Here is a 24,398-nt window from a genome sequence, read left to right on the forward strand (position 1 = left end):
ACCCATCCACCGAACCCGCACCCGATGGAACATCACCCCACTACACTCAAAATCCGGCCCCTGACCAGCAGGAATAGCAAAACGCTGCTGGAGTATTAGAACTCCTAACGAAATGATCTTCAAGGTGGTTGGATCACTTCGGGGCCGTTGATCTGGGGGTGCGGGGTGGCTCGGCGGAAGCCGTGGGATGTCGATGACGAGCTGTGGGCGGTGATCGAGCCGCTGTTGCCGAAGGTTGAGCGTCGGGTCCGGCATCCGGGGCGGAAGCGGCATCCGGACCGACTGGTGTTTCAGGGCATTTTGTTCGTGCTGCACACCGGGATTGCCTGGGAGCACCTGCCGCAGGAGCTCGGCTTCAGTTCGGGTATGACGTGCTGGCGCCGCCTGGCCGAGTGGACCGAGGCCGGCGTGTGGCCCCGGCTCCATGAAGCACTCTTGGCCAAGCTCCGGAGCGCGGACGCCCTGGACTTCTCCCGAGCGGCGGTCGACGGCTCCCACATCCGGGCGTTAAAAGGGGCCCCAAGACGGGACGAAGCCCTGTCGACCGGGGCAGGACGGGCAGCAAGCACCACCTAATGGTGAGTTACGAGGCTGGTGAAGCCTGAAGCACCACCGGGCCTGGAGCTCTTTGATCAGACGGGTTCACCAGTCTCGTGTCGTGGTGGCGGTGTGAACGCGACCGGGTCGAGGATGTTCGTGGTCTGAGCCGTTCGCGAGGAACACCTCCCAGCTCACCGGGAGCCTTCAAGCTCTCGAAAAGACTGAGGACCTCGCGAGTAGCTGGGGTCACGAACGGCTAATCGGATGCTGGGCCGGCAGAGCCCTTCCATTAGGGAGTCGCGTGTCTCCATGGCTGTGACCAGCAAGTGAGAGGGGCAACTCACAGGAAGGACGCGAGGCAATTCCATGAAGATCTTCTGCGGTATCGACTGGGCCAGCGACCACCATGACATCGCCCTCGTCGATGCCGACGGCACACCGGTGGCCAAGGCCAGAATCACGGACGACGTCGCCGGCCTTCAGCAGCTGCTGGACCTCCTGGCCGAGCACGGGGACACCCCCGAAACCCGCATACCAGCGGCCATCGAGACGTCCCGAGGACTGCTGGTGGCCTGCCTGCGAGCCACCGGCCGCCCCATCTACGCGATCAACCCGATGGCAGTGTCCCGATACCGCGACCGCCACTCCGTTGCACGCAAGAAGTCAGACCACTTCGATGCCATGGTCCTGGCCAACATCTTGCGCACTGACACCGCAGCACACCGGACGCTGCCCGCCGACACGGAACTCGCCCAGGCGATTGCTGTCTTGGCCCGCGCTCAACAGGACGCGGTCTGGGACCGCACCCAGGCTGCCAACAAATTACGCTCCCACCTGCGCGAACACTTCCCCGGCTATCTCGCCGCCGTCCAGCCGGTCCTCGGCGGCCTGTGCTCATCCGTCGCCCGCGTGCTGCTGGCAGCCGCGTCCACGCCGGCCCGAGCCGCCCGGCTGACCAAGCCCCAGCTGCGGGCCGCACTGAAAAGAGCCGGACGCCAACGCGGGATCGAGGCAGAGGCCACACGCCTGCAAGCGGTTCTACGGGCTCCTCAGATGCGCCAACTCCCACTGGTCGAGGACGCAATGGGCCACCAGGCCCTGACACTGCTCCGGAAGCTGGACGCCGCCTGCACCAGTGCAGACGAACTCGCTGAAGCCGCGGTGGAAGCCTTCGAGACACACCCGGACGCCGAAATCATCACCAGCTTCCCGGGGCTCGGCTCCCTCTCCGGCGCACGCGTGCTCGCCGAGATCGGAGACGACCGATCCCGCTTCGCCGATGCCAAAGCCCTCAAGTCCTACGCCGGAGCAGCACCAGTGACCCGGGCATCGGGCAAGAGCGTCTCCGTCAAGGCCCGCCGGATCAAGAACCAGCGTCTCGCTGCTGCCGGCTACGTCTGGTCGTTCGCATCCCTGACGGCCTCAGCCGGCGCCAGGGCCCATTACGACCGCAGACGCACCATCGGCGACCGGCACATCTCAGCCTTGCGGAATCTCTTCAACCGCATGATCGGGTGCTTGCACCACTGCCTCAACCGGCAAGTCCACTACGACGAAACCACTGCTTTCCCGTCCCGTCCCGAACCCAAACTCACTGCCGCAGCTTGACCGCTTAACCCCATCGGATGTCTGATCACGGACGCCACTGGCATCCCGCTCGCCGTCACCCTGACCGGCGGCAACCGCAACGACGTCACCCAGCTCATTCCCCTGCTCCAGGCAGTGCCGCCCGTCCGAGGTATACGCGGGCGACCTCGGCGCCGCCCCGATGTCGTGCTCGGTGACCGCGGCTACGACCACGACAAGTACCGCCGCTTCGTCCGCGCGCTCGGCGTGAAGCCGCTGATCGCTCGACGCGGCACCGAACACGGCTCCGGACTCGGCACCCAACGCTGGGTTGTCGAGCGCGCCTTCGCCCACCTGCACTGGTTCCGCCGCCTGCGGATCCGCTGGGAGATCCGCGACGACATCCACGAAGCCTTCCTCACCCTGGGATGCGCACTCATCTGCTGGCGACGCCTGTCACAGTCAGTCCAAGCTCTCGCCCTCCCGCAGTAGCCATTCCCGGACCGAAGGAGCATGGTCAAAGAGCTGGCTGACCTGCATGTCTTCTTCGCGTGCGGTCACTTTCGGCAGCGGGGCGAAGTCATCCGGAAGCACGTCCAGCAGACTCATCACGCGGTCTCCCGCACGCAGAGTGATCAACAGCTCGCACCGCAGCTGACGCGGGACGTCCGGGCGGTGGAACATGCTGTGCCACAGGGCCGGCCGCAAGTAGTGGGTGCCATCGGGCGCCGCATTTGCTCGCACCCAAGCCGGGTCCAACCACTGGCTCAGGACGAGGTCACACGCCCGCTCCTCCAGCCCGAGCAACGAGGCCGAATCGACGGCTTTCAGCTCGCGAGGCAACGGCTGATCGAAGTCCATCGCCCCATGCTGCCGGACGGCGCCCCACGACGAGGAGCCGACCCCAAAGTGTCATTTCGTTAGGAGTTCTTAGGGCTGGTGGCCCTGGCCGTGATCTTGCAGGTGCTGCGGCACCGCTTTCCGGTCGCCTTCTGGTGGCTCATCGGCTATCCCGTCGTCGCGCTACGGGTGCTCACCACCTACCGCGCCACCATGGACGCGTGCGGCCTGACCGTCCCTGCTTCGGCTGTGCGTCGGGCAACGGCCCGGATGATGGGGCGGGAGGCGTCGCCCGTGCCGCCGCGCCGGTCGCTTCCCCTGCCCACCGGCTCGGGGCTCGTGATGCGACTGCGCATGGCGACCGGGCAGGCGCCGGAGGACTTCGCCGCCTCCGCCGATCGGTTGCGTCACGCCTGGGCAGCGCACGCCGTCCACATCCGCCCCACCAAGCCTGGACGCCTCGAACTGCGGCTCATCGGCTGGGACGTACTCGCCAACGTGCGTCCGGCACGGCGCCGGTTCTCCGGCGGACCGCTGACCTTGCCTCTCGCCCTGCGGGACGACGGGAGTTGGCACGTACGAGACTTTCGCACCGTGCCGCACGAGCTGATCCTCGGTGCCACTCAGTCCGGCAAGTCCGTCTACCTGCGCAACCTGCTGTGCGGACTGGCCCGGCAACGAGTCGTCCTCGTCGGCATCGACTGCAAATGGGGCGTTGAACTGGCGCCGTTCGCACCCCGGTTGTCAGCGCTCGCCGATACCTCGGACCGTGCGAACGAACTCCTGGACGTGCTCCTGGAGGAGATGGAGGAGCGGTTCCGGCTGATCGGTGTCACCTCCGGAGCGGGCCCGGACGCCGTGCTCACCTCCGACGTGTGGGGCCTGCCCGACGCGGTGCGACCCGTGCCGATCGTGGTCGTCGTCGACGAGGTGGCGGAACTCTTCCTCGCCGCGAGTCGCGACGACGAAAAGCGCCGGGACGCCATGGTCACCAAGCTGATCCGCATCGCCCAGCTCGGCCGCGCCGCGGGCATCTACCTGGAGGTGTGCGGACAGCGCTTCGGCTCCGAACTCGGCAAGGGCGCCACCATGCTGCGGGCCCAGCTCACCGGCCGCGTCTGCCACCGGGTCAACGACGAGTCCTCGGCCAACATGGCCCTTGCCGATATCTCCCCCGAGGCAGCGCTCGCCGCGACTGGCATTCCCGCTGACCGCCCGGGCGTGGCCGTGGTCGGAGACTCCTCGGGCGGCTGGTCCCGAGCCCGATCGCCACACCTCACCCTGGACGACGCTGCGGCCGTGTGTCGCGCCACCGTCGACCTGGTCCCGAACCTGCCTCGCCTCGCCGCCTTCCAGCCGGCCGTCGCTCCGGAGGCCGTGGAGAAGTCCACGCCCTCCACCACCGCCGCAACCGCCCCGCGTCCGGTGACCGAGTAGCGGCACCTCTTTCCCCGTGGTTGGCGTGACCGCCTCGCGCCGTGTCCCTACCCCTCCCATGCCTCGAACCGGAAGGAGTCCGTGCCGATGCGTGCCTTCCTGGCCCGTGTGGACGCCGTGATCATCCAAGCGGTCATCGCGGGCGCCCTGTCCTTCTCGCACCTGCACGACCTGGCCGAAGCGGCGGGACAGGGCGGCTGGAAGGCGTGGGCCTACCCCGTTTCCGTCGACCTGCTCCTCGTCGCTGCCTGGCGGCGAATGCGCGACCAGCAACGTGCCGGGCTCCCGGCCGGTGGGCCGCGGCTGTGGTTCCTGGTCGCCCTCGCGGCGTCCCTCGGTGCGAACATCGCCACCGCCGGGCTCCTCGACCTGGCCCACGTCCCCGCCCTGCTCCGCGTGGTCGTCGCGGGCTGGCCGGCCGTGGCCTTCTTCGGCGGCACGCTGCTGGCCCACACGCCTCGCACCTCAGATGCCGTCGACCGTAGTGCGTCGGCCGAGTCCGAGGTGGGGGAGTCGATGCCGCTTGCCCCCACGCCCGCGATCGTCGAACCGACAGTCAGCGGCACGGCAGAGCCCGACCCCGTCCCGGCCCTGGAGCCCGCGCCCGACTCGGTCCCGGCACCGGTGCTCGCCTCGACCGCCCAGCTCCCGCCCGCCCTCGTCGACCGTGCCCAAGCGGTCGCCCGAGAGCTCTGCTCCACTACCGGCGAACCTGCCGACCCCGACACCGTCCGTACCCGGCTCGGCCTGCCCGCGTCCATGACGCCGGCCGTCGCCGCGCACCTCTGACCAGGGAGACGCCCGCCATGAACCCGCGCTTCCGCGACGTCCGCCGCATCGGCCCCGTACAGATCGCCTCGTACCTCTCCCGGGGTCGAAGCCGACACGTCGCCGCCTGCACCGCTCCGCACTGCGACTTCTCCGCCGAGTACGACAGCCGCTCCGCCGCCGAACTCGCCGCCCGCCTCCACCGCTGCCGCGCCTGACAGGAGACGACCGACATGCACGTCCCGCTCTGGCTCGCCCTCCTCGCTGTCGGAGCCCTCGGCGTCCGGCTCGCCCGCCCGCCGTGGTGGCTCGTCGTCGTGCTCCTCCTCGGCGGCTACCTCGCCGCAGGAAGCTTCCTCGCCCCCGCCATCGACCCCGCCCTCAAGTAGCGCCCGTACAGAAGGGAGTCCGTTCCATGTTCAAGCCCAAGTACCCGCCCATGGACACCGCCCCAGTACCCGCAGCGCCGCCTTCGATCGTCCACAGCCCGGTTGCCCTCCAGCGCGCTGCGGCGCCTGCTCCTACGGAGGTGGCCTCGAACCGTCCTGCCGTGCAGCTCACCCCGGGAAGCACGCTGACCCTCGTGATGGGCGGTGCCGCTGCCGTCCTGGTTGTAGGGGCCGTCCTGGTCTCCATGCTCCTCGCCGTCGCGATCACGGCCGCCTCCGTGGCCGTCTGCGCGGTCACCGTCCGCTCGATCCTCAAGAGCGACCGCCGCTGACGTCACGTCGTCCGCGCCCTGGCTTGCCCATGGTGTCTAGTCCCCTGGACAAGCCAGGCGCTGTCTCGAACTCGTTCCCTCAAGGAGGAACCCGCACATGCGCCCCGAGGCTCCGACCGGAGCCGTCCGCCAACTGGCGTCTCTCGCCCGGCTCGGCGACCTGAGCACCTACGCGCACCAGATCCAACGACTCGGCGGCTGCGAGCGGCCCGTACGGATGGAAGGTCACCGCCTGGACGTCGTCGCCGACACCGGCGAAATCGTCCGAGAGATCGTTGATCGCGACCTTCCTGCCGGACAGCTCCTCATCCGCTGCAACAACCGCCGCGCAACCCGCTGCGCCGCCTGCGCCGAGGTCTACCGCAAGGACACCTTCCACCTCGTCACCGCCGGCTTGAGCGGCGGTAAGGGCGTTGGTCCGGCGGTCGCCGAACACCCCCGCGTCTTCGCCACCTTCACCGCACCGTCCTTCGGCCCCGTCCACAACCGGCCCGGTGGCGGGCGCTGCCGTTGCGGGCGCCTGCACGCTGACGGAGACGCCGAACTCGGCACCCCGCTGAACACGGACCGCTACGACTACCGCGCCGCCGTCCTGTGGAACGCCCACGCCGGTGCCTTGTGGGCCCGCTTCGTCACGTACCTGCGCCAGCAGCTCGCGTCCCGCGCGGGCATCGGCCGTGCGGAACTGCGCGACTGCCTCAAGGTGTCGTACGCCAAGGTTGCCGAGTACCAGCGACGGGGCGCCGTCCACTTCCATGCCGTGATCCGCCTCGACGGCCCGGACGGAGCCGAGGACACCCCGCCGGCCTGGGCTACTACCCATCTCCTGACCGACGCGATCCGCTCGGCCGCCGCCCTTGCCGAGACGCCAGGCCCGGTCCTGGACGGCTGCGCGTACACCTTCCGCTTCGGCGAACAGCTCGACGTCCGCCCCATCCAGTCCGCCGACTTCACCGGCCCCACCAACTTGAGCAGCCGCGCCGTCGCCGCCTACATCGCCAAGTACGCGACCAAGGGCGCCGAAAGCGCGGGCACCCTGGATCGCCCCATCCGTAACCCCGTTACCGACCTCATCGGCGCCGAAGTCACCGATCACGCAAGGCAGATGATCCTCACCTGCTGGCGCCTCGGCGCCATGCCCGAACTCGAAGAACTCCGCCTGCGCAAGTGGGCCCACATGCTCGGCTTCCGCGGCCACTTCTCCACCAAGTCCCGCGCCTACTCCGTCACCCTCGGCTCCCTCCGCCAGGAGCGCGCCGACCACAACGAAGCGCTCACCCGCGAACGGGCCGCCGCAGCCGGTCACCCGCTGCCCGACCCGGACACCGTTCTGGTCCTCTCGCACTGGCGCTTCGCCGGCACCGGACTGACCGCCGCCGAGTCCTGGTTTGCCACTGCCCGACCCAAGACCTCAGATCCAGACGAGGGAGTACCCGCATGAGCGAGCGCCATCTCTCCGTTGACCAGGTGGCCGAGCTGCTCGGTACCTCGGTCCGCTTCCCGCGGCGGCTGATCGAGGAGCGCCGCATTCGGTACGTGAAGGTCGGCCGTCACGTACGTATCCCGGAGAGCGCGGTGGACGAGTTCCTCGCGGCGCGCACCGTAGAGCCGATCCGGCTTCGTCGTGTCGGCCTGCGGAGGGCTGCCTGATGGCGAACAAGAAGGGAAGGCGTCGCCGTTTCGGTGCGGTGCGGCAGTACCGGTCGGGGAGTTGGACCGCGTCCTACCTCGCACCCGATGGTGAACGCGTCCGGGCGGACGTGACCTTCGAGACCAAGAAGGACGCGGAGATCTGGCTGTCCCAGGTGGAGGCGGACCTCAGCCGAGGGGATTGGCGGGCTCCCGACGCCGGGGCGGTCAACTTCCGCACCTACGCCGAGAAGTGGGTCGAGGAGCGGGAGTTGGCCGTACGGACCGAGGATCTGTACAAGCACCTCTTGCGGCTCCACATCCTTCCGACCTTCGGTGCCCTCGACCTCGACGAGATCACCGCACCGCGCGTCCGTGAGTGGCGTGCTGAGCGGCTCCGCACCACCGAGGCGAAGACCACCGTGGCCAAGTCGTATCGGCTGCTCAAAGGGATCTTCGAGACGGCCGTCGATGACGACCTGGTCGGCCGCAATCCGTGCCGTATCAAGGGCGCGGGCAAGGAGTCCGCGGCTGAACGTCGTATCGCCACTGTCGGCCAAGTCGACGCTCTCGCCGGTGCGGTCGGGATCCGCTGGCGCCTCATGGTCTACCTCGGTGCGTACGGCCCGATGCGGCCAGAGGAGCTGGCGGGCCTACGCCGCCGGGACGTCGACCTGGACGACATGGTGATCCGGGTCCGTGTGGCCGAGCCCGAGCGGACCAACGGTCGGCGTGCTCCCGGTGAGACCAAGTCCGATGCCGGTGTCCGCGCTGTCGTCCTTCCGGCGTTCCTGCACAAGGAGGTGAGGCAGCACCTCGCCTGGTTCGCAGAGAAGGGGCCGGACGGCTTGGTTTTCGTGGGGGAGAAGGGGGCACCGTTCCGCCGTAGCTCGTTCGGTCGGAAATGGAGTCGGGCCCGCCTTGCCGCAGGGCTCCCGGAAGGCTTCCGCTTCTACGACCTTCGTCACACCGGACACACGCTCTCGACCCGTTCGGGGGCCACCCTCAAGGACACGATGGTCCGCGCCGGCCAGTCCTCCGAGAGGGCGGCGCTGATCTATCAACACTCCGACGCCGAGCGGCAACGGGACGTGGCGGCCGGTCTCGACAACATGGTGCGCGCCGAGCGTGCGAAGCGCCGTGACGACGGCCCGGCGCACCACAAGGAGGAGCCCACCGGCAGCTAGCCGGGCTTTATGGTGCGGATGTGGTGCGCGCACCGCCCATTGGTCTGGACAACAAAGAACCCCCGGGTCTCCGACCTGGGGGTTTCACATGGAGCGGGTGACGAGAATCGAACTCGCACTCTCAGCTTGGGAAGCTGATGTTCTACCACTAAACTACACCCGCGTAAGACGCCGGTTGGGCCGGTGTCGAATGCTCGCTCACTCTACCTCATGCCCTGCCCCGGGCGTCGAAGCCGCGGGGCCCGTTCGCGTTCCGGAGCGTGGACGCGGCTGCGGGGGAACGGAGTTGGGGCGTACGGTGGGGGTGTTGAAGTGGGCCCGGGCGGGCTCGGAGTGCCGCCTGGAGGGCCGTCCCTTTCATCCCGTAATGTGGCTTTCGCTGTCAGGACATCAGCCTGACGCAGCTCTTGGGGAAGGGACTCTGGGACTTGATGGAGCGCACCGTCGTCCGTTGTGCCGAGGGGCACGTGTTCAGCACCGCTTCGTTCCCGATGCAGCAGGCCGAGCGACTCGGCCCCGGCCGGCTGCTCCGGTGTCCGAGGTGCGCCCGGCTCCGCAGCGTGGTGCCGGTCGCCCTGGAGAAGGCGGCCATGTCGGAGCAGTAGGACGCCCGAGCGGGTGCAGTGGTGCGGGCGCGTGGGCCGTCACGATTGTGGTGGCTCCGCGCGCCGTGCGTATCCTCAGGACGTGCTTCTCTCAGACAAGGACATCCGGGCCGAGATCGACGCCGGCCGGGTCCGGATCGATCCCTACGACGAATCCATGGTGCAGCCGTCGAGCATCGATGTGCGGCTCGACCGCTACTTCCGGGTGTTCGAGAATCACCGCTACCCCCACATCGACCCCTCGGCCGAGCAGGCGGACCTCACGCGGCTCGTCGAGCCCGAGGGCGACGAGCCGTTCATCCTCCACCCCGGAGAGTTCGTCCTCGCCAGTACGTACGAGGTCATCTCGCTGCCCGACGACCTCGCCTCGCGGCTGGAGGGCAAGAGCTCCCTGGGACGGCTGGGCCTGGTCACCCACTCCACCGCGGGGTTCATCGACCCCGGGTTCTCCGGCCACGTCACCCTTGAGCTGTCGAACCTCGCCACCCTGCCGATCAAGCTGTGGCCGGGGATGAAGATCGGCCAGCTGTGCATGTTCCGCCTCAGCTCGCCGGCCGAGTTCCCGTACGGCAGCGACCGCTACGGCTCCCGCTACCAGGGCCAGCGCGGGCCGACCCCCTCGCGGTCCTTCCTGAACTTCCACCGCACCCAGGTCTGAGGCGATGACCATGTCCGCCGCGCGAGAGAACCTCACCTACGAGAAGTTCGGCGTCGCCGTACGCGAACTCGCCCAGACGATCGCCGACGACGGGTACGAGCCCGACATCGTGCTCTCGATCGCCAGGGGCGGCGTCTTCGTCGCGGGCGGGCTCGCCTACGCGCTCGACTGCAAGAACATCCACCTCGTGAACGTCGAGTTCTATACGGGGGTGGGGACGACGCTGGAGATGCCGGTCATGCTCGCCCCCGTCCCCAACGCGATCGACTTCTCCGAGAAGAAGGTCCTGATCACCGACGACGTCGCCGACACGGGCAAGACGCTCAAGCTCGTGCACGACTTCTGCGTCGGCGAGGTCGCCGAGGTCCGCAGCGCCGTGATCTACGAGAAGACCCAGTCGCTCGTGAAGTGCGAGTACGTCTGGAAGCGCACCGACGAGTGGATCAACTTCCCGTGGAGTGTCGAACCTCCCGTGATCAAGCGGGCCGGGCAGGTGCTCGACTCGTAGGCCTGGGCGTCGGCGCGTGTCGACGTGTGGTGTGGGAAGGGGCTCCCGGCGTCGTGCCGGGAGCCCCTTCTCGTATGCCCTGGGCGGGCGCGTGTGCCGTCGTCGGCGTCAGAACGTGCCCAGCTTGATGATCGACAGGATCGCGATCAGCTGAATGGATGACGCGGCGAGCGCCTTGGGCCACGGGAGGTCGTGGGACTTGCCGACCATCAGGGTCAGCAGGGCGCCCGCGGCGACCCAGGTGATCCAGCCGAGGAGCTTGACGAAGGAGGCGTCGCCGCCGAGGAACATGGCGAAGACCAGCCGCGGGGTGTCCGTGATGGACATGATCAGCATGGAGAGGCCGACCGTGGGCTGCCAGGCGCCGTCGCCGCCGAGCTGGCGGGCCAGCGTGTGGGTGACCACGCCCAGGACGAATGTGCTGAGCACGAGGGCGACAGCGGTCGTCAGGACGATCGGGACGGCGTTGGAGAGGGTCGCGTTGATCGCGTCCTCGCGGGCGCCGTCGAAGCCGAAGACCGCCAGCAGGCCGTAGAGGAACGTCACGATCAGGGCCGGGGCCCACATCGTGTAGTCACGCATCTGGAGGAAGGTCCGGTTCGGGGCCGTCACGATGCCCTTGAGCAGGTCCTTCCAGTGCAGCCGCGGGCCGACCGGCGGAGCGGCCGCCTGGCCCGCACGGTAGGTGTCCCCCTGGGAGTAGGGGTCCTCGCCGATCGAGAAGGCCTGCGTGTGGCCGGGGCTGTTCGCCGCGTACGGGTCCGGGCCCTGCTGCGGGTGACCGTCGCCGAAGTACTCCGGCTCGCCCTGGGGCCAGCCCTGCTGCCCGCCGGGGTAGCCCTGTCCGCCCTGCTGACCACCGGGGTGGGGCCGGCCGCCCTGCTGCCCGCCGTACGGCTGCTGTCTCCCGTACTGCGGCCGCGAGGGCGCGGGTGGGTAGCCGTAGGGCTGCTGCCCGCCTCCCTGGGGGGACTGCTGCCCGCTCCCCTGGGAGGACTGTCCGTACGGTTGTTGTTGCGGTCGCCCTTGCGGGGCACGGTTGTCCCGGCCCCCGCGTCCGATCCTGAATCCAGCCACGTTATCGAACGTACCTGGTCCCGAAGAGTGACGTGCCGGGGCCGGGGCAACGGGCCCTTCATTGGGTCCGAGCTGTGACATCCCCTAAGGGACACCGCGAGCGGCCCGTACGGGAGTTCCTGTTCGATCGAATGCCCTGGTGGAGGGCCCGTCCGGGGAGGGACTGGCCGGGGACGGGCCGCCCGGTGACAGGCGGCCCGTCCGGACGGCTCAGTCGGCGAAGACGGCGCCGAACTGCGGGCTGCCCGACGTCGAGACGCCCGACGCGCTGGGCGAGATGAAGCGGGAGCCGGTCGTGGTGATCTTGCTGCCGTTGGAAGGCAGGTAGGTCACGGCGCCGTCCCCGGAGTTCTCGTACGAGCCGACGACCAGGTCCGCCTTGCCGTCTCCGGTGACGTCGTCGAGCTTGACGTCCGCGCCGAACAGGTCGCTCTTCTCGTCGTTGCCGGGGACGCCCGCCGTGCTCTGGGCGAAGGCCTGGATGCCGGAGGAGACGTTGATGCCGGCCGCGGAGCCGTACAGGACGGTGACCATGCCGGTGTTGGTGACGCCGCCGAGGTCCTCGTCCGGGGCGGAGACCACCAGGTCCTGATAGCCGTCGCCGTTGACATCGCCCATGTCCAGGTCCCAGCCGAAGCCGTCGCCCTTCTCCGAGGAGCCCGGGACGTTGCCGCTGTTCTGGGTGACGCCGGTCGTACCGGCCGGTCCCGACGCCGAGCCGTAGGTGATGTTCACCTTGCCGCCGTTGGCGGAGTCGGGGATCGGGGTGCCGTCGTCCAGGGTGGAGTCCCAGCCGGCGCCGCTGACGATGTCGCCGTAGCCGTCGCCGTTGATGTCGCCGACACCAGTGACGATGCCGGTCCTGAGGACCTTCGCGGACGCCACGCTCAGTCCGCTCGCCGTGCCGGGCACGTAGTAGTTGGTGTTCCAGCCGGTGCCGGTCCGGGTCTCGAAGCCGTCGACGATCAGGTCGGTCCTGCCGTCGCCGTTCACATCGCCCGCGGTCAGGCTGAGCGGGCCGTAGGGGTTGTCGTTGGTGCCCGACTGGATCGGGGGCTTGATCGTCGTACGGCCGCCGGGGGTTCCGGAGGTGCTGAAGCCGCCCTTGTAGACGTAGATCGTGCTCGCCGAGCTGCCGACCGCGAGGTCGGCCTTCCCGTCGCCGTCGAAGTCGCCCGCGGCCAGGTCCTTGCCCCAGTAGTCGTGCGAGGACGGGGACGGGTCCGGGATGTTGACGCTCTTGCCGGTGAGGCCGCTCGCGGAGCCCCAGAGGATGGCGAGGGCGCCGCCGTTCGTGTCGCTGCCGACCTTCTCCGAGGGGGAGGCGACGGCGAGGTCGTCGTATCCGTCGTGGTTGAAGTCCGCGTAAGCCGTCTCGGCGCCGAACGCGTCGCCGGCCTCGGCGGTGCCGGGGACACCGGCGGTGTTCTGGCTGATCGTGGAGTGCCTGGCGGACGACACGCCGGTGGCCGAGCCGTAGAGGGCGACGATCTGGCCGGCGCCCGCGTGGCCGCTGACGGAGGCGCCGTGGGCCGAGACGGCCACGTCGCCGATGCCGTCGCCGTTGAAGTCGGCCTTCGGGACCCTCATGGAGTCCGCGGCGGTCGCGGTCGCGGCCGAGAACGTGAGCAGACCGCCCGTCAGCGCTGCGGCCGTCGCTGTCGCGAGGGCGAGTCGCACATGGTGCGGGTGACGCTTGTGCATGCGGGATTCTCCTGCGGCACGCGGGGACGCTGGGCGCACATCCCCTGTCGATAGGGAGCCGAGCGTCTGCATTTGCCGGGAGTTGTACGGCAGTTCACTGACTGATCGGCGAACAGGAGACCACCGGAGCCGGGTGAGGGTTGTACGTGAGTTCGGTTTTATTTCGGCCGGTCGCCGGTCGCAGGCTGCCGCTCTCAGGTCGCCGGTCACGGGTGGCAAGTCGCGGGTCGCGGGTGGCAGACGGTGGGGGCGAGGGCGGCCCTGGGCGCCACAGGGGAGTACGACGACGCCCCCGTGCTCCGGGAGCACGGGGGCGTCGGTACACCGATCGGACCGGGCCGGTCGGTGGCGTCTTACGGCCGGTCAGGCGGCTGCGTCAGACAGTCGTGTCGGACGGTCGGGTCCGGCGGTCGTGTCGCACGGTCGGGTCCGGCGGTCGTCCCCGGACGGCGGTCGTACGGACCGCCGTCCGGACGGGGCCGGTTACTTCACCGGTTCCGGCTCCGGCTCGCTCTCCGACTCGGCCGCGCCCGCAGGAGGCTCTTCCTCGACCGGCGTCCTGACCGACTCCAGGAGGAGCTGGGCGACGTCGACGACCTGGACGGACTCCTTGGCCTTGCCCTCGTTCTTCTTGCCGTTGACCGAGTCGGTCAGCATGACGAGGCAGAACGGGCAGGCGGTGGAGACGATGTCCGGGTTGAGCGACAGCGCCTCGTCGACACGCTCGTTGTTGATGCGCTTGCCGATCCGCTCCTCCATCCACATCCGCGCGCCGCCGGCGCCGCAGCAGAAGCCGCGCTCCTTGTGGCGGTGCATCTCCTGCTGGCGCAGGCCCGGGACGGCGGACATGATCTCGCGCGGGGGCGTGTAGACCTTGTTGTGGCGGCCCAGGTAGCACGGGTCGTGGTAGGTGATCAGACCCTCGACCGGGGTGACCGGGAGCAGCTTGCCCTCGTCGATGAGGTGCTGGAGCAGCTGGGTGTGGTGGATGACCTCGTAGTCGCCACCGAGCTGCGGGTACTCGTTGCCGATCGTGTTGAGGCAGTGCGGGCAGGTGGCGACGATCTTCTTCGCTGCCTTGGGCTTCCTGGTCGACTCGTCCTCGTCGTCCTCGCCGAAGGCCATGTTCAGCGCGGCGACGTTCTCCATGCCGAGCTCCTGGAACAGGGGCTCGTTGCCGAGGCGGCGGGCGGAGTCACCGGTGCACTTCTCGTCGCCGCCCATGATCGCGAACTTGACGCCCGCCATGTGCAGCAGTTCCGCGAAGGCCTTAGTGGTCTTCTTGGCCCGGTCCTCCAGGGCGCCGGCGCAGCCGACCCAGTAGAGGTACTCGACCTCGCTGAGGTCCTCGATGTCGCGGCCGACGACGGGGATCTCGAAGTCGACCTCCTTGGTCCACTCCAGGCGCTGCTTCTTGGCCAGACCCCAGGGGTTGCCCTTCTTCTCCAGGTTCTTGAGCATGGTGCCCGCCTCGGACGGGAACGCGCTCTCGATCATCACCTGGTAGCGGCGCATGTCGACGATGTGGTCGATGTGCTCGATGTCGACCGGGCACTGCTCGACGCAGGCGCCGCAGGTGGTGCAGGACCACAGGACGTCCGGGTCGATGACGCCGTTCTCCTCGGCGGTGCCGATGAGGGGGCGCTCGGCCTCGGCGAGGGCGGCCGCGGGAACGTCCTTGAGCTGTTCCTCGGACGCCTTCTCGTTGCCCTCCATGTCCTTGCCGCCGCCGGCCAGCAGGTACGGGGCCTTGGCGTGCGCGTGGTCGCGCAGCGACATGATGAGGAGCTTGGGGGAGAGTGGCTTGCCGGTGTTCCAGGCGGGGCACTGCGACTGGCAGCGGCCGCACTCGGTGCAGGTGGAGAAGTCGAGCAGGCCCTTCCAGGAGAACTGCTCGACCTGGGAGACACCGAAGACGTCGTCCTCACCGGGGTCGGTGAAGTCGATGGCCTTGCCGCCGCTGGTCATCGGGAGCAGTTCGCCGAGGGCGGTCGCGCCCTTGGCGTCGCGCTTGAACCAGATGTTCGGGAAGGCGAGGAAGCGGTGCCAGGCGACACCCATGTTGGTGTTGAGGCCGACCGTGATCGCCCAGCCCATGGTGACGCCGAGCTTGATCATGGCGGTCAGGTAGACCAGGTTCTGGAGGGTGCCGTAGCTCAGGCCCTTGAAGGCGGCGACCAGGGGGTACGAGGCCCAGTACGCGGCCTCGTAGTGGTCGACACCGTGGATCGCGCCTTCCAGGCCGCGCAGGGTCATGATCGCGAGGCCGATGACGAGGATCACGGCCTCGACGAAGTAGGCCTGGCCGGTCTTGGAGCCGGCGAAGCGGGACTTGCGGCCCGGCTTCGAGGGCCGGTTCAGCTGGCGGACGGCGATCAGTACGAGGATGCCGAGCGTCGTGAACAGGGCGATGAACTCGGTGTAGAGCTCGTACGGAAGGAAGCCGCCGAGCACCGGGAGCGTCCAGTCGGCCTTGAACAGCTGACCGTAGGCCGTGACGATCGTCAGGCCCAGGGTCAGGAAGCCGACGGCCACGAACCAGTGCGCGACGCCGATGATCCCCCACCGGTTCATCCGGGTGTGGCCGACGAATTCCTTGGCCAGCGTGACGCTGCGGGCCTTCCAGTCGTCGGTGCGGCTGCCGGCGGGTACGGGCTGGCCGAGCTTGATGAACCGGTAGATCTGCGCGACGGCCCGCGCGATCAGCGCGACGCCGACCACGGTCAGGACCAGCGACACGATGATCGCGGCGAGTTGCATTCGGGGGCTCCTCGGGCCTGCGAGGTGTTCTTCGAGATGACCTCGAAGGTGATTACTAAGCGGTAACTTATGCAGTCCGTCTGAGACTACCCACTTCCTTCGCCGCACTGTAGTCAGCGCTGCGGTGATCTGCGTCGCTGAGGGAAGCCTGACCGGCCGCGCCGAAGGGAGGCGCGGGGTCCGGTTCGCCCTGTGACGACAGGACACGTAAACCCGATCGTGTTATTCACCCAATACTGTGACAATTACCCCTAAATTGGCGAGGTGCTGTACGGAATCACGGCCGCCACCGCCGCTCTGCTCCTGACCGCCACGCTCACCGCGCTGCTGCGGTCACTCTCCCTGCGCCTCGCCCCGGTCGACGGGACGGGCCTTCCCGTCCGCCGGGCGAAACCCCGGGCGCCTGTGAAGGCGCGCCCCGTTCCGCTCCTCGGCGGGGTCGCCGTGGCGGGCGCGACGGCCTTCGTCGGCTGGGCCGGGAACTGGACCGGCGCCGCCCCGCTCGGAGCGGACACCGGGCGACTGCTGGCCGCGGGGATCGTGATCGCCCTGCTCGGACTGGCCGCCGATCTGCTGCCCGTGCCCCCGGTGGTGTGCGTGGCCGGCGTCGCCGTCGCCGCCGCGCTGACCGTCCCCTACGACGAACTCGGCCTGCCGGCCGCGGCGGCCGCGGTGGCCTGGATCGTCCTCGTCACCCAGGCCTTCCGCTCGCTCGACCACGCCGACGGGGTGATGGGGACGGTCGGCGTCATCACCGCCTTCGCCCTCAGCGGGTGCGCGGCCGCCGAGCTCATGGACGGGCTCGCGGCGCTGCTCAGCGTCCTGGCCGCGGCCCTCACCGGCTTCCTGATGCAGGGATGGCCCCCCGCGCGGATCGCGCCGGGGCGGTGCGGGTCGCTGTTCGCCGGCTTCCTGCTGGCCTCGGCGGTCGTGCGGGTGCACGCGGAGCGGCCCGCCGGGCCCGGTCTCGGCGCCGCCCTCGCGCTGACGGCGGTGGCCAGTGCCGACGCCCTCCTGGTCCTGGTGTCGCGGGGGCGGGCCGGGTGGCCGCTGCTGCGCCCGGCGCCCGACCATCTGGTGCACCGGCTGCGGCGGGCGGGGCTCACCCGGCAGGGGGTCCTGGTCGTGACGGGGCTCGCCGCGTTCGCTGCCGCGTCCGTGGGGCTGTGCATCGACCTCGGATGGCTGGGGGCGGGAGCCGCCTGGTGGGTGGCGGGCGCCGTGGTGGCGGTCGCCGTCGCGGGGGCCGTACGTCCCGGGACCCGTCCGCGCCGCGCCCATCCGCATGCCATCCCCGCCCCCGGGGGACCCGTCCCGAGGTCGCTCGGACGTCCGGGGCGTCCCCGTCCGGAGGCACCTGGCGCGGTAAAGGTCCACTGACTCTGAGAGAAAACCCCAGTTCAGAGGCTCCATGCGTGTAAGGAGCGGATAAGAGTTGAGCCTCATCGACTCAGGTCTGTTGACCAGGGGGCGGACGTCGTGCACACTTGAGTCCGTTCCACTCAAGTCATTGCTGGAGGAATCGAAATGGCACGTGCGGTCGGCATCGACCTGGGCACGACTAACTCCGTCGTCAGCGTTCTCGAAGGCGGCGAGCCCACCGTCATCACCAACGCCGAAGGCGCCAGGACCACGCCGTCCGTCGTCGCCTTCGCGAAGAACGGCGAAGTGCTCGTCGGCGAGGTCGCCAAGCGCCAGGCGGTCACCAACGTGGACCGGACCATCCGTTCGGTGAAGCGTCACATGGGCACCGACTGGAAGATCGAGCTCGACGGCAAGAGCTTCAACCCGCAGCAGATGAGCGCCTTCATCCTGCAGAAGCTGAAGCGCGACGCCGAGGCGTACCTGGGCGAGAAGGTGGCCGACGCGGTCATCACCGTCCCGGCGTACTTCAACGACTCCGAGCGTCAGGCGACGAAGGAAGCCGGCGAGATCGCCGGCCTCAACGTCCTTCGTATCGTCAACGAGCCGACCGCCGCCGCCCTGGCGTACGGCCTCGACAAGGACGACCAGACGATCCTCGTCTTCGACCTCGGTGGCGGCACCTTCGACGTGTCCCTCCTGGAGATCGGCGACGGCGTCGTCGAGGTGAAGGCCACCAACGGCGACAACCACCTCGGTGGTGACGACTGGGACCAGCGCGTCGTCGACTACCTGGTGCAGCAGTTCCGCTCCGGTCACGGTGTGGACCTCGCCAAGGACAAGATGGCGCTCCAGCGTCTGCGCGAGGCCGCCGAGAAGGCCAAGATCGAGCTGTCCTCGTCCACCGAGACCTCGATCAACCTGCCCTACATCACGGCGTCCGCCGAGGGCCCGCTGCACCTGGACGAGAAGGTCACGCGCGCCCAGTTCCAGCAGCTGACGGCCGACCTCCTGGAGCGCTGCAAGACGCCGTTCCACAACGTCATCAAGGACGCCGGCATCCAGCTGTCCGAGATCGACCACGTCGTTCTCGTCGGCGGCTCCACCCGTATGCCCGCCGTCGCCGAGCTCGTCAAGGAGCTGACCGGCGGCAACGAGGCCAACAAGGGTGTGAACCCGGACGAGGTCGTCGCCATCGGCGCGGCCCTCCAGGCCGGTGTCCTCAAGGGTGAGGTCAAGGACGTCCTGCTCCTCGACGTGACCCCGCTGTCCCTCGGCATCGAGACCAAGGGAGGGATCATGACCAAGCTCATCGAGCGCAACACCACGATCCCGACCAAGCGGTCCGAGATCTTCACGACGGCCGAGGACAACCAGCCCTCCGTGCAGATCCAGGTCTACCAGGGCGAGCGCGAGATCGCGGCGTACAACAAGAAGCTCGGGATGTTCGAGCTGACCGGCCTGCCGCCGGCCCCGCGCGGTGTCCCGCAGATCGAGGTCGCCTTCGACATCGACGCCAACGGCATCATGCACGTGACCGCGAAGGACCTCGGCACGGGCAAGGAGCAGAAGATGACCGTCACCGGCGGCTCCTCGCTGCCGAAGGACGAGGTCGACCGCATGCGCCAGGAGGCCGAGAAGTACGCGGAGGAGGACCACGCCCGCCGCGAGGCCGCCGAGACCCGCAACCAGGGCGAGCAGCTCGTCTACCAGACGGAGAAGTTCCTCAAGGACAACGAGGACAAGGTCCCCGGTGAGATCAAGACCGAGGTCGAGGCCTCCGTCGAGGAGCTGAAGGCCGCGCTCAAGGGCGAGGACAGCGCCGAGATCCGCACCGCCACGGAGAAGGTCGCCGCGGTCTCGCAGAAGCTCGGCCAGGCCATGTACGCCGACGCCCAGGCCGGTCAGGCCGCCGGCGGCGACGCCCACGGCGCCGAGGCCCCGAAGGCCGACGACGATGTCGTCGACGCCGAGATCGTCGACGAGGACCGCCGGGACGGTGCCGCGTGACGGAGGAGACCCCGGGCTTCGAAGAGCAGCCCGACGTCCCTTCCGGCGCCACCTCTGACGACGCCGAGCCGCAGACCGCCACCCCCTCTGCGGAGGGGGCGGCGGCCCCGGACGGGGACGCAGCAGCACAGTTGACCGGCCTGACGGCCCAGTTGGACCAGGCGCGCATGGCAGTGACCGAGCGCACCGCGGACCTCCAGCGGCTCCAGGCCGAGTTCCAGAACTACCGCCGCCGTGTCGAGCGCGACCGGATCGCGGTCAGGGAGGTCGCCGTGGCGAGCCTCCTGACCGAGCTCCTGCCCGTGCTCGACGACATCGGCCGCGCGCGGGATCACGGCGAGCTCGTCGGCGGATTCAAGTCCGTCGCCGAATCGCTGGAGACCGTCGCGGCGAAGATGGGGCTCCAGCAGTTCGGCAAGGAGGGCGAGCCCTTCGACCCGACGATCCACGAGGCCCTGATGCACTCGTACGCGCCGGACGTCACGGAGACGACGTGCGTGGCGATTCTTCAGCCGGGGTATCGCTTCGGCGAGCGCACCATCCGCCCCGCGCGGGTGGCGGTCGCCGAGCCGCAGCCCGGGGCGCAGACGGTCAAGGCCGAGGACTCGGCCGAGGCGGCCGATGACAAGGAGAGCGGTGGCCCGGACGAGGGCTGAGCTTGAACGGACGAGGAAGGAGGGACGTCGGGGATGAGCACCAAGGACTTCATCGAGAAGGACTTCTACAAGGTCCTCGGCGTCCCCAAGGACGCCACCGAGGCCGAGATCAAGAAGGCGTACCGGAAGCTCGCCCGCGAGTTCCACCCGGACGCCAACAAGGGCAACGCCAAGGCCGAGGAGCGCTTCAAGGAGATCTCCGAGGCGAACGACGTGCTCGGCGACCCCAAGAAGCGCAAGGAGTACGACGAGGCACGCGCCCTCTTCGGCAACGGCGGCTTCCGTCCGGGTCCCGGCGCGGGCGGCGGCAACTTCAACTTCGACCTGGGTGACCTCTTCGGAGGCGGTGCCCAGGGACAGGGAGCTGGAGGGGCCGGCGGCTTCGGCGGCGGTATAGGTGACGTCTTCGGGGGCCTGTTCAACCGAGGCGGCGCGGGACCGGGCACGCGGACGCAGCCCCGGCGCGGCCAGGACATCGACACCGAGGTCACGCTCTCCTTCACGGAGGCGGTGGACGGCGCGACCGTTCCGCTGCGCATGACCTCGCAGGCGGCCTGCAAGGCCTGTTCGGGCACCGGCGACAAGAACGGCACACCGCGTGTGTGCCCGACCTGTGTCGGCACCGGCCAGGTGGCGCGGGGTTCGGGCGGCGGATTCTCGCTCACGGACCCCTGCCCCGACTGCAAGGGGCGCGGCCTCATCGCCGAGCACCCCTGCATGGAGTGCGCGGGCAGCGGCCGGGCCAAGTCGTCCCGCACGATGCAGGTCCGGATCCCCGCGGGTGTCAGCGACAACCAGCGGATCCGGCTGCGCGGCAAGGGTGCTCCCGGAGAGCGGGGAGGTCCGGGCGGTGACCTGTACGTCACCGTCCATGTGGACGCCCACCCGGTCTTCGGCCGCAAGGACGACAACCTCACCGTCACCGTGCCCGTCACCTTCGCGGAGGCGGCGCTCGGTGGCGAGGTGAAGGTGCCGACGCTGGGCGGTCCTCCGGTCACGCTGAAGCTGCCGCCGGGCACTCCCAACGGGCGCACCATGCGCGCCCGGGGCAGGGGCGCGGTCCGCAAGGACGGCACCCGGGGCGACCTGCTGGTCACCGTCGAGGTGACGGTCCCCCAGGATCTGTCCGGCACGGCTCGTGACGCCCTGGAGGCGTACCGAGAGGCGACCGCGGGTGAGGATCCGCGGGCGGAGCTGTTCCAGGCCGCGAAGGGAGCATGACGGAGCCATGGACACGACCGGTCGTCGACGCAACCCCTATGAACTGACCGAGGAGACCCCGGTCTACGTCATCTCGGTGGCGGCCCAGCTCTCCGGACTGCACCCGCAGACCCTGCGTCAGTACGACCGGCTCGGTCTGGTCTCTCCCGACCGCACCGCCGGCCGGGGCCGGCGCTACTCGGCCCGCGACATCGAGCTGCTGCGCACCGTCCAGCAGCTGTCGCAGGACGAGGGCATCAACCTCGCCGGCATCAAGCGCATCATCGAACTGGAGAACCAGGTCGCCGCGCTCCAGTCCCGTGTCGCGGAGCTGGAGTCGGCCCTGGACGGCGCCGCTGCCGCCATGCAGCAGCGCGAGGCCGCCGTGCACGCCTCCTACCGGCGCGACCTGGTCCCGTACCAGGAGGTCCAGCAGACCAGCGCCCTGGTGGTGTGGCGCCCCAAGCGGGCGACCGACTAGTTCTTGCCCGAAGGGGCCCACCGGTTCGACCGAACCGGTGGGCCCCTTCGCATGCGCCGGGGAACCCGTGGCGACAAGCGGCTTGATTTCGCCGATGCCTGAGGGGGGGGTGGCGGGTTTGTCGGCGAAAGGGTCGTTTGCCTTGCCCGTCCTCTTGGTGCAATCGGCGCGCTGTGCGTTCTTTGCCACTGGAATAGCGCGATAGGCCGCTTTCGACCCATTGGCCGGGATGTTCTTCCTGGGGGCGTCGCCGTGCCCGGGAAAGCGGTGTTCGCGGAGAACTGCCGCTTATGGAGAGGCGATGTGCGCTTGGTCACTGCCGAGGCGCTGGTGCGGGCCGCGCCGGGCGGGCCGCCCGCTGTGGCGGGCGCGAGGGCCGCGGCGAGGGCGCCCCGCGCGCCGGTGGCTCTGTCCATGCGTTCCATCAGGTCTGACTGATCGTCAACGGCAGTTAAAAACCGTCGACGATCACGACTCCCGTGAACGGAAGTTGGTCGTACCTGTGAATGACAGAAGGTGAAGCTGAGGGGATCGGTCGGTGGATGGGCGTAGTCTTTTCCCGTCGTGTTCACTTGTGGAACACGAAACGCCGTTGCCATCTCGTTAAGTGGTTACTCCTTGACGCTGAGGTGATCGCCGCGTTGGCTTTCAGCCACCTGGGTCGCAATGCTGCAACCTCGCCCGGAAGGCACCTGATGTGAAGACTCGTAACACCGGCCTCCGCCGTACCGCCATAGCCGTGGCGTCCTCCGCCATGGCCGTCACCGTCTCCGGCTGCGGCCTGGGCATCGGGGGGAGCGGTACCTCGGCCAGCCCCACGAAGGGTGATGACATCAAGGTCGGGCTGCTCCTTCCGGAGAAGCAGAACACCCGTTACGACAAGTTCGACTACCCGATCATCAGGGATCAGGTTCTGAAGCTCACCGAGAAGAAGGGTGACGTCGTCTACCTGAACGCCGAGCAGGACGCGGCGAAGCAGCTTCGTCAGATGCAGCAGATGATCGACGACAAGGTCGACGTCATCCTCGTGGACGCGGTGGACTCCGTCACGATCGCCAAGGGCGTGCGCAAGGCGAAGGAGGCCGGTATCCCGGTCATCGCCTACGACCGTCTGGCGCAGGGTCCGATCGACGCTTACATCTCCTTCGACAACGAGCTGGTCGGCGAGACCCAGGCCAAGGCCCTGGCCGGCGCGCTGGGCGCCAACTCGGCCTCGAAGAAGATCGTCATGATGAACGGCTCGGTGACCGACCCCAACGCCGCGCAGTTCAAGTCGGGTGCCATGTCCGAGCTCAAGGACAAGGTGATCATCGCCGCTTCGTACGACACCAAGGACTGGGACCCGGCCAACGCCAAGGTCAACATGGAGAAGTCCATCCAGGCCGTCGGACTGAGCAACATCGCCGGTGTCTACGCCGCCAACGACGGCATCGCGGGCGCGGTCATCGACACCTTCAAGGCCGCGGGCGTCACCAAGATCCCGCCGGTCACGGGCCAGGACTCCGAGCTCGTCGCCGTGCAGCGGATCATCAAGGGCGACCAGTACATGAGCGTGTACAAGTCGTACCCGGAGGAGGCCAACGCCGCCGCCGAGATGGCGGTCGCCCGTGTCCAGGGCCGCTCGATCGAGTTCGACGCGCTCACCCGCGACAAGGTCGACAGCCCCACGAACAAGGACATCCCGTCCCAGCTCGTGCCGGTCGTCGCCCTCACCAAGGACAACATCGAGAACACGGTGGTCCAGGACGGCATCTACCCCGTCAACAAGATCTGCACGACGGCCTACAAGTCGCTCTGCGGCTCGCTCGGCATCAGGTAGTACCTTCCGCCCCCGTTCCACTTCGGGACGGCGGGCCGGGAAAGACATGGTTCCGGCCCCGGTCGGGGATGCGCGCCCACGGCGTGCGCCCCCGACCGGGGCCGTTCCGCTGTCGCTGCGCCCCAGGAGCCCCAAGGGCCCCAGAGGCCGCACAGGGCCTCTCGACGGCCCGGCGCCCGAGGGCTTTCCCGTAGCGGGCGCACAGGGCTCCCCACGCGCCCCTCGGCGCCCGTACGCGCTGTCCCGGAACGCCGGGTCCCCACCGGAGGCCCGAGAACGGCGGGCGCGGAGGATACATCCCCGCGGACGACGTCAGCGGGGCGGCGCGGGCGCACCGGCGATTTCCGGCCGTCGCGCCGAGCACGGTGAGGTTCGCCGACCGACCGCCCGACCGCCCGACCGCCCGGTCACATGGAGGCGCCGGCCTCCCGCTGGCCGCCCCCCTGGTACCCGCCCTCGGGTGCCCGCCTCCCGCCGCTCGCCCCGGATGCCGCTCACGCGATCTGCGGGTCCTGTGAACTTTCCGTCACCGCCCTGTCCGGCGCGGCTCTCGCCCGCCGCTCCGAGGCGGGACCGGCGTCCTCGGCCGAGCTCCGTACGGTCGCCGCAAGTCCCTTGGAAGAGAACCGAGTTGTGCTCTCGGAGTGAGGGCGGAGCGTCCGTCGGCGGAGTGCGTCGAGGGTGTTCCGCGGGGTGTCCTGACGCCCGGACGGCGACCCTTCAGCTTGTTGCAAGAGGCGCGGCGGAGGTCAGGATTTATGGGGACGAGCGGGGGCGAACGGACGTCCTGCGGCGACGAAGCCTTGTTGCGATGCCGGACGCGTCCGCGCATAGTTGCGCTGCGGAGGACGCCCTGACGCGGGGCTCACG

At 69.1% G+C, this 24,398-nt stretch carries 22 protein-coding genes, 1 tRNA gene and 2 pseudogenes; 20 read left to right on the forward strand and 5 right to left on the reverse strand.

Going from position 1 to position 24,398, the window contains the following annotated elements; all coding sequences use genetic code 11:
- Positions 1-165 precede the first annotated feature (165 nt).
- The 3 genes and pseudogenes from ACZ4AA_RS35840 to ACZ4AA_RS35850 form a co-directional block, all read left to right on the forward strand.
- A pseudogene (locus tag ACZ4AA_RS35840) lies at positions 166-578 on the forward strand (IS5 family transposase); the annotation flags it as partial.
- A 328-nt stretch (positions 579-906) separates the two neighbouring features.
- Entirely contained in the window at positions 907-2,148 is a 1,242-nt protein-coding gene (locus ACZ4AA_RS35845) for an IS110 family RNA-guided transposase (protein ID WP_467612058.1), read from the forward strand.
- A gap of 21 nt (positions 2,149-2,169) precedes the next feature.
- Positions 2,170-2,598 (forward strand): annotated as a pseudogene (locus ACZ4AA_RS35850) (IS5 family transposase); the annotation flags it as partial.
- Here the strand turns inward: ACZ4AA_RS35850 and ACZ4AA_RS35855 are convergent.
- Positions 2,569-2,967, reverse strand: coding sequence for a hypothetical protein (locus ACZ4AA_RS35855; protein ID WP_467612061.1), 399 nt, complete (start codon positions 2,965-2,967; stop codon positions 2,569-2,571). The pseudogene ACZ4AA_RS35850 and the gene ACZ4AA_RS35855 sit on opposite strands and share 30 nt — an antisense overlap.
- A 78-nt stretch (positions 2,968-3,045) precedes the next feature.
- Here ACZ4AA_RS35855 and ACZ4AA_RS35860 point away from each other — a divergent pair, with 78 nt between their 5' ends.
- From ACZ4AA_RS35860 to ACZ4AA_RS35895, 8 genes are all read left to right on the forward strand, one after another.
- Positions 3,046-4,383, forward strand: a complete 1,338-nt coding sequence (locus ACZ4AA_RS35860) for an FtsK/SpoIIIE domain-containing protein (protein ID WP_467612064.1) — start codon at positions 3,046-3,048, stop codon at positions 4,381-4,383.
- An 87-nt stretch (positions 4,384-4,470) separates the two neighbouring features.
- Positions 4,471-5,172, forward strand: a complete 702-nt coding sequence (locus tag ACZ4AA_RS35865; protein WP_467612067.1) for a DUF2637 domain-containing protein — start codon at positions 4,471-4,473, stop codon at positions 5,170-5,172.
- Between the two features lie 17 nt (positions 5,173-5,189).
- Entirely contained in the window at positions 5,190-5,369 is a 180-nt protein-coding gene (locus ACZ4AA_RS35870) for a mobile element transfer protein (protein WP_467612070.1), read from the forward strand.
- Positions 5,370-5,384: 15 nt separating this feature from the next.
- On the forward strand, positions 5,385-5,540 hold the full coding sequence (locus tag ACZ4AA_RS35875) for a hypothetical protein (protein WP_183117007.1): 156 nt from the start codon (positions 5,385-5,387) through the stop codon (positions 5,538-5,540).
- A gap of 26 nt (positions 5,541-5,566) precedes the next feature.
- Positions 5,567-5,872 (forward strand): SpdD protein, encoded by a 306-nt coding sequence (locus tag ACZ4AA_RS35880; protein ID WP_467612073.1) that lies wholly within the window; start codon positions 5,567-5,569, stop codon positions 5,870-5,872.
- Between the two features lie 97 nt (positions 5,873-5,969).
- Positions 5,970-7,313, forward strand: coding sequence for a replication initiator (locus tag ACZ4AA_RS35885; RefSeq protein WP_467612076.1), 1,344 nt, complete (start codon positions 5,970-5,972; stop codon positions 7,311-7,313).
- On the forward strand, positions 7,310-7,522 hold the full coding sequence (locus ACZ4AA_RS35890; protein ID WP_467612079.1) for an excisionase family DNA-binding protein: 213 nt from the start codon (positions 7,310-7,312) through the stop codon (positions 7,520-7,522). Before ACZ4AA_RS35885 ends, ACZ4AA_RS35890 begins: the two co-directional genes overlap by 4 nt.
- Positions 7,522-8,688 carry a tyrosine-type recombinase/integrase gene (locus ACZ4AA_RS35895; protein WP_467612082.1) on the forward strand — a complete coding sequence of 389 codons (1,167 nt, stop codon included), beginning with the start codon at positions 7,522-7,524 and terminating at the stop codon, positions 8,686-8,688. Before ACZ4AA_RS35890 ends, ACZ4AA_RS35895 begins: the two co-directional genes overlap by 1 nt.
- An 89-nt stretch (positions 8,689-8,777) precedes the next feature.
- Here the strand turns inward: ACZ4AA_RS35895 and ACZ4AA_RS35900 are convergent.
- Positions 8,778-8,851 (reverse strand) — tRNA-Gly (locus ACZ4AA_RS35900).
- A 268-nt stretch (positions 8,852-9,119) separates the two neighbouring features.
- Between ACZ4AA_RS35900 and ACZ4AA_RS35905 the strand changes: the two genes are divergently transcribed.
- The 3 genes from ACZ4AA_RS35905 (at position 9,120) to ACZ4AA_RS35915 (ending at position 10,459) form a co-directional block, all read left to right on the forward strand.
- Positions 9,120-9,293 carry a hypothetical protein gene (locus ACZ4AA_RS35905; RefSeq protein WP_467612085.1) on the forward strand — a complete coding sequence of 58 codons (174 nt, stop codon included), beginning with the start codon at positions 9,120-9,122 and terminating at the stop codon, positions 9,291-9,293.
- Positions 9,294-9,375: 82 nt separating this feature from the next.
- The gene (gene dcd / locus ACZ4AA_RS35910; RefSeq protein ID WP_467612088.1) at positions 9,376-9,951 is read left to right on the forward strand and encodes a dCTP deaminase; all 576 of its coding nucleotides are present in this window, start codon (positions 9,376-9,378) and stop codon (positions 9,949-9,951) included.
- Between the two features lie 10 nt (positions 9,952-9,961).
- On the forward strand, positions 9,962-10,459 hold the full coding sequence (locus tag ACZ4AA_RS35915) for a phosphoribosyltransferase (RefSeq protein WP_467612091.1): 498 nt from the start codon (positions 9,962-9,964) through the stop codon (positions 10,457-10,459).
- 108 nt (positions 10,460-10,567) lie between these two features.
- Here ACZ4AA_RS35915 and ACZ4AA_RS35920 read toward each other — a convergent pair whose 3' ends face one another.
- The 3 genes from ACZ4AA_RS35920 to ACZ4AA_RS35930 all read right to left on the reverse strand — a co-directional run bounded on the left by ACZ4AA_RS35920 (position 10,568) and on the right by ACZ4AA_RS35930 (position 16,000).
- Positions 10,568-11,617, reverse strand: coding sequence for a Yip1 family protein (locus tag ACZ4AA_RS35920; protein WP_467612094.1), 1,050 nt, complete (start codon positions 11,615-11,617; stop codon positions 10,568-10,570).
- 129 nt (positions 11,618-11,746) lie between these two features.
- Entirely contained in the window at positions 11,747-13,240 is a 1,494-nt protein-coding gene (locus tag ACZ4AA_RS35925) for an FG-GAP-like repeat-containing protein (RefSeq protein WP_467612097.1), read from the reverse strand.
- Positions 13,241-13,723: 483 nt separating this feature from the next.
- Positions 13,724-16,000: a (Fe-S)-binding protein gene (locus tag ACZ4AA_RS35930; RefSeq protein ID WP_467612100.1), complete on the reverse strand. Its 2,277-nt coding sequence runs from the start codon at positions 15,998-16,000 to the stop codon at positions 13,724-13,726.
- 264 nt (positions 16,001-16,264) lie between these two features.
- Here ACZ4AA_RS35930 and ACZ4AA_RS35935 point away from each other — a divergent pair, with 264 nt between their 5' ends.
- The 6 genes from ACZ4AA_RS35935 (at position 16,265) to ACZ4AA_RS35960 (ending at position 23,528) form a co-directional block, all read left to right on the forward strand.
- Positions 16,265-17,380 (forward strand): MraY family glycosyltransferase, encoded by a 1,116-nt coding sequence (locus tag ACZ4AA_RS35935; protein ID WP_467612103.1) that lies wholly within the window; start codon positions 16,265-16,267, stop codon positions 17,378-17,380.
- A gap of 147 nt (positions 17,381-17,527) precedes the next feature.
- A complete protein-coding gene (gene dnaK, locus ACZ4AA_RS35940) occupies positions 17,528-19,372 on the forward strand; it encodes a molecular chaperone DnaK (protein WP_467612106.1) in 1,845 nt (614 codons plus the stop codon).
- On the forward strand, positions 19,369-20,028 hold the full coding sequence (grpE, locus tag ACZ4AA_RS35945) for a nucleotide exchange factor GrpE (RefSeq protein WP_384790632.1): 660 nt from the start codon (positions 19,369-19,371) through the stop codon (positions 20,026-20,028). The genes dnaK and grpE overlap by 4 nt, the downstream gene beginning before the upstream one ends.
- Positions 20,029-20,061: 33 nt before the next feature.
- Positions 20,062-21,249: a molecular chaperone DnaJ gene (gene dnaJ / locus ACZ4AA_RS35950; RefSeq protein ID WP_467612111.1), complete on the forward strand. Its 1,188-nt coding sequence runs from the start codon at positions 20,062-20,064 to the stop codon at positions 21,247-21,249.
- A gap of 7 nt (positions 21,250-21,256) precedes the next feature.
- On the forward strand, positions 21,257-21,709 hold the full coding sequence (locus ACZ4AA_RS35955; protein WP_467612115.1) for a heat shock protein transcriptional repressor HspR: 453 nt from the start codon (positions 21,257-21,259) through the stop codon (positions 21,707-21,709).
- 754 nt (positions 21,710-22,463) lie between these two features.
- Entirely contained in the window at positions 22,464-23,528 is a 1,065-nt protein-coding gene (locus ACZ4AA_RS35960) for a substrate-binding domain-containing protein (RefSeq protein ID WP_467612183.1), read from the forward strand.
- Positions 23,529-24,398 lie beyond the last annotated feature (870 nt).

Source organism: Streptomyces sp. NPDC024698, assembly GCF_055559015.1.

What these genes read in the sequence shown, in the direction of transcription:
- ACZ4AA_RS35865 (WP_467612067.1), top strand. Translation starts at nt 4,471, where the DNA reads ATGCGTGCCTTCCTGGCCCGTGTGGACGCCGTGATCATCCAAGCGGTC.
- ACZ4AA_RS35960 (WP_467612183.1), top strand. Translation starts at nt 22,464, where the DNA reads ATGGCCGTCACCGTCTCCGGCTGCGGCCTGGGCATCGGGGGGAGCGGT.
- ACZ4AA_RS35895 (WP_467612082.1), top strand. Translation starts at nt 7,522, where the DNA reads ATGGCGAACAAGAAGGGAAGGCGTCGCCGTTTCGGTGCGGTGCGGCAG.
- ACZ4AA_RS35915 (WP_467612091.1), top strand. Translation starts at nt 9,962, where the DNA reads ATGTCCGCCGCGCGAGAGAACCTCACCTACGAGAAGTTCGGCGTCGCC.
- ACZ4AA_RS35885 (WP_467612076.1), top strand. Translation starts at nt 5,970, where the DNA reads ATGCGCCCCGAGGCTCCGACCGGAGCCGTCCGCCAACTGGCGTCTCTC.
- ACZ4AA_RS35870 (WP_467612070.1), top strand. Translation starts at nt 5,190, where the DNA reads ATGAACCCGCGCTTCCGCGACGTCCGCCGCATCGGCCCCGTACAGATC.
- ACZ4AA_RS35930 (WP_467612100.1), bottom strand. Translation starts at nt 16,000, where the DNA reads ATGCAACTCGCCGCGATCATCGTGTCGCTGGTCCTGACCGTGGTCGGC.
- dnaJ (WP_467612111.1), top strand. Translation starts at nt 20,062, where the DNA reads ATGAGCACCAAGGACTTCATCGAGAAGGACTTCTACAAGGTCCTCGGC.
- ACZ4AA_RS35845 (WP_467612058.1), top strand. Translation starts at nt 907, where the DNA reads ATGAAGATCTTCTGCGGTATCGACTGGGCCAGCGACCACCATGACATC.
- ACZ4AA_RS35925 (WP_467612097.1), bottom strand. Translation starts at nt 13,240, where the DNA reads ATGCACAAGCGTCACCCGCACCATGTGCGACTCGCCCTCGCGACAGCG.
- ACZ4AA_RS35955 (WP_467612115.1), top strand. Translation starts at nt 21,257, where the DNA reads ATGGACACGACCGGTCGTCGACGCAACCCCTATGAACTGACCGAGGAG.
- ACZ4AA_RS35890 (WP_467612079.1), top strand. Translation starts at nt 7,310, where the DNA reads ATGAGCGAGCGCCATCTCTCCGTTGACCAGGTGGCCGAGCTGCTCGGT.
- ACZ4AA_RS35920 (WP_467612094.1), bottom strand. Translation starts at nt 11,617, where the DNA reads ATGTCACAGCTCGGACCCAATGAAGGGCCCGTTGCCCCGGCCCCGGCA.
- ACZ4AA_RS35875 (WP_183117007.1), top strand. Translation starts at nt 5,385, where the DNA reads ATGCACGTCCCGCTCTGGCTCGCCCTCCTCGCTGTCGGAGCCCTCGGC.
- ACZ4AA_RS35855 (WP_467612061.1), bottom strand. Translation starts at nt 2,967, where the DNA reads ATGGACTTCGATCAGCCGTTGCCTCGCGAGCTGAAAGCCGTCGATTCG.
- ACZ4AA_RS35880 (WP_467612073.1), top strand. Translation starts at nt 5,567, where the DNA reads ATGTTCAAGCCCAAGTACCCGCCCATGGACACCGCCCCAGTACCCGCA.
- ACZ4AA_RS35905 (WP_467612085.1), top strand. Translation starts at nt 9,120, where the DNA reads ATGGAGCGCACCGTCGTCCGTTGTGCCGAGGGGCACGTGTTCAGCACC.
- dnaK (WP_467612106.1), top strand. Translation starts at nt 17,528, where the DNA reads ATGGCACGTGCGGTCGGCATCGACCTGGGCACGACTAACTCCGTCGTC.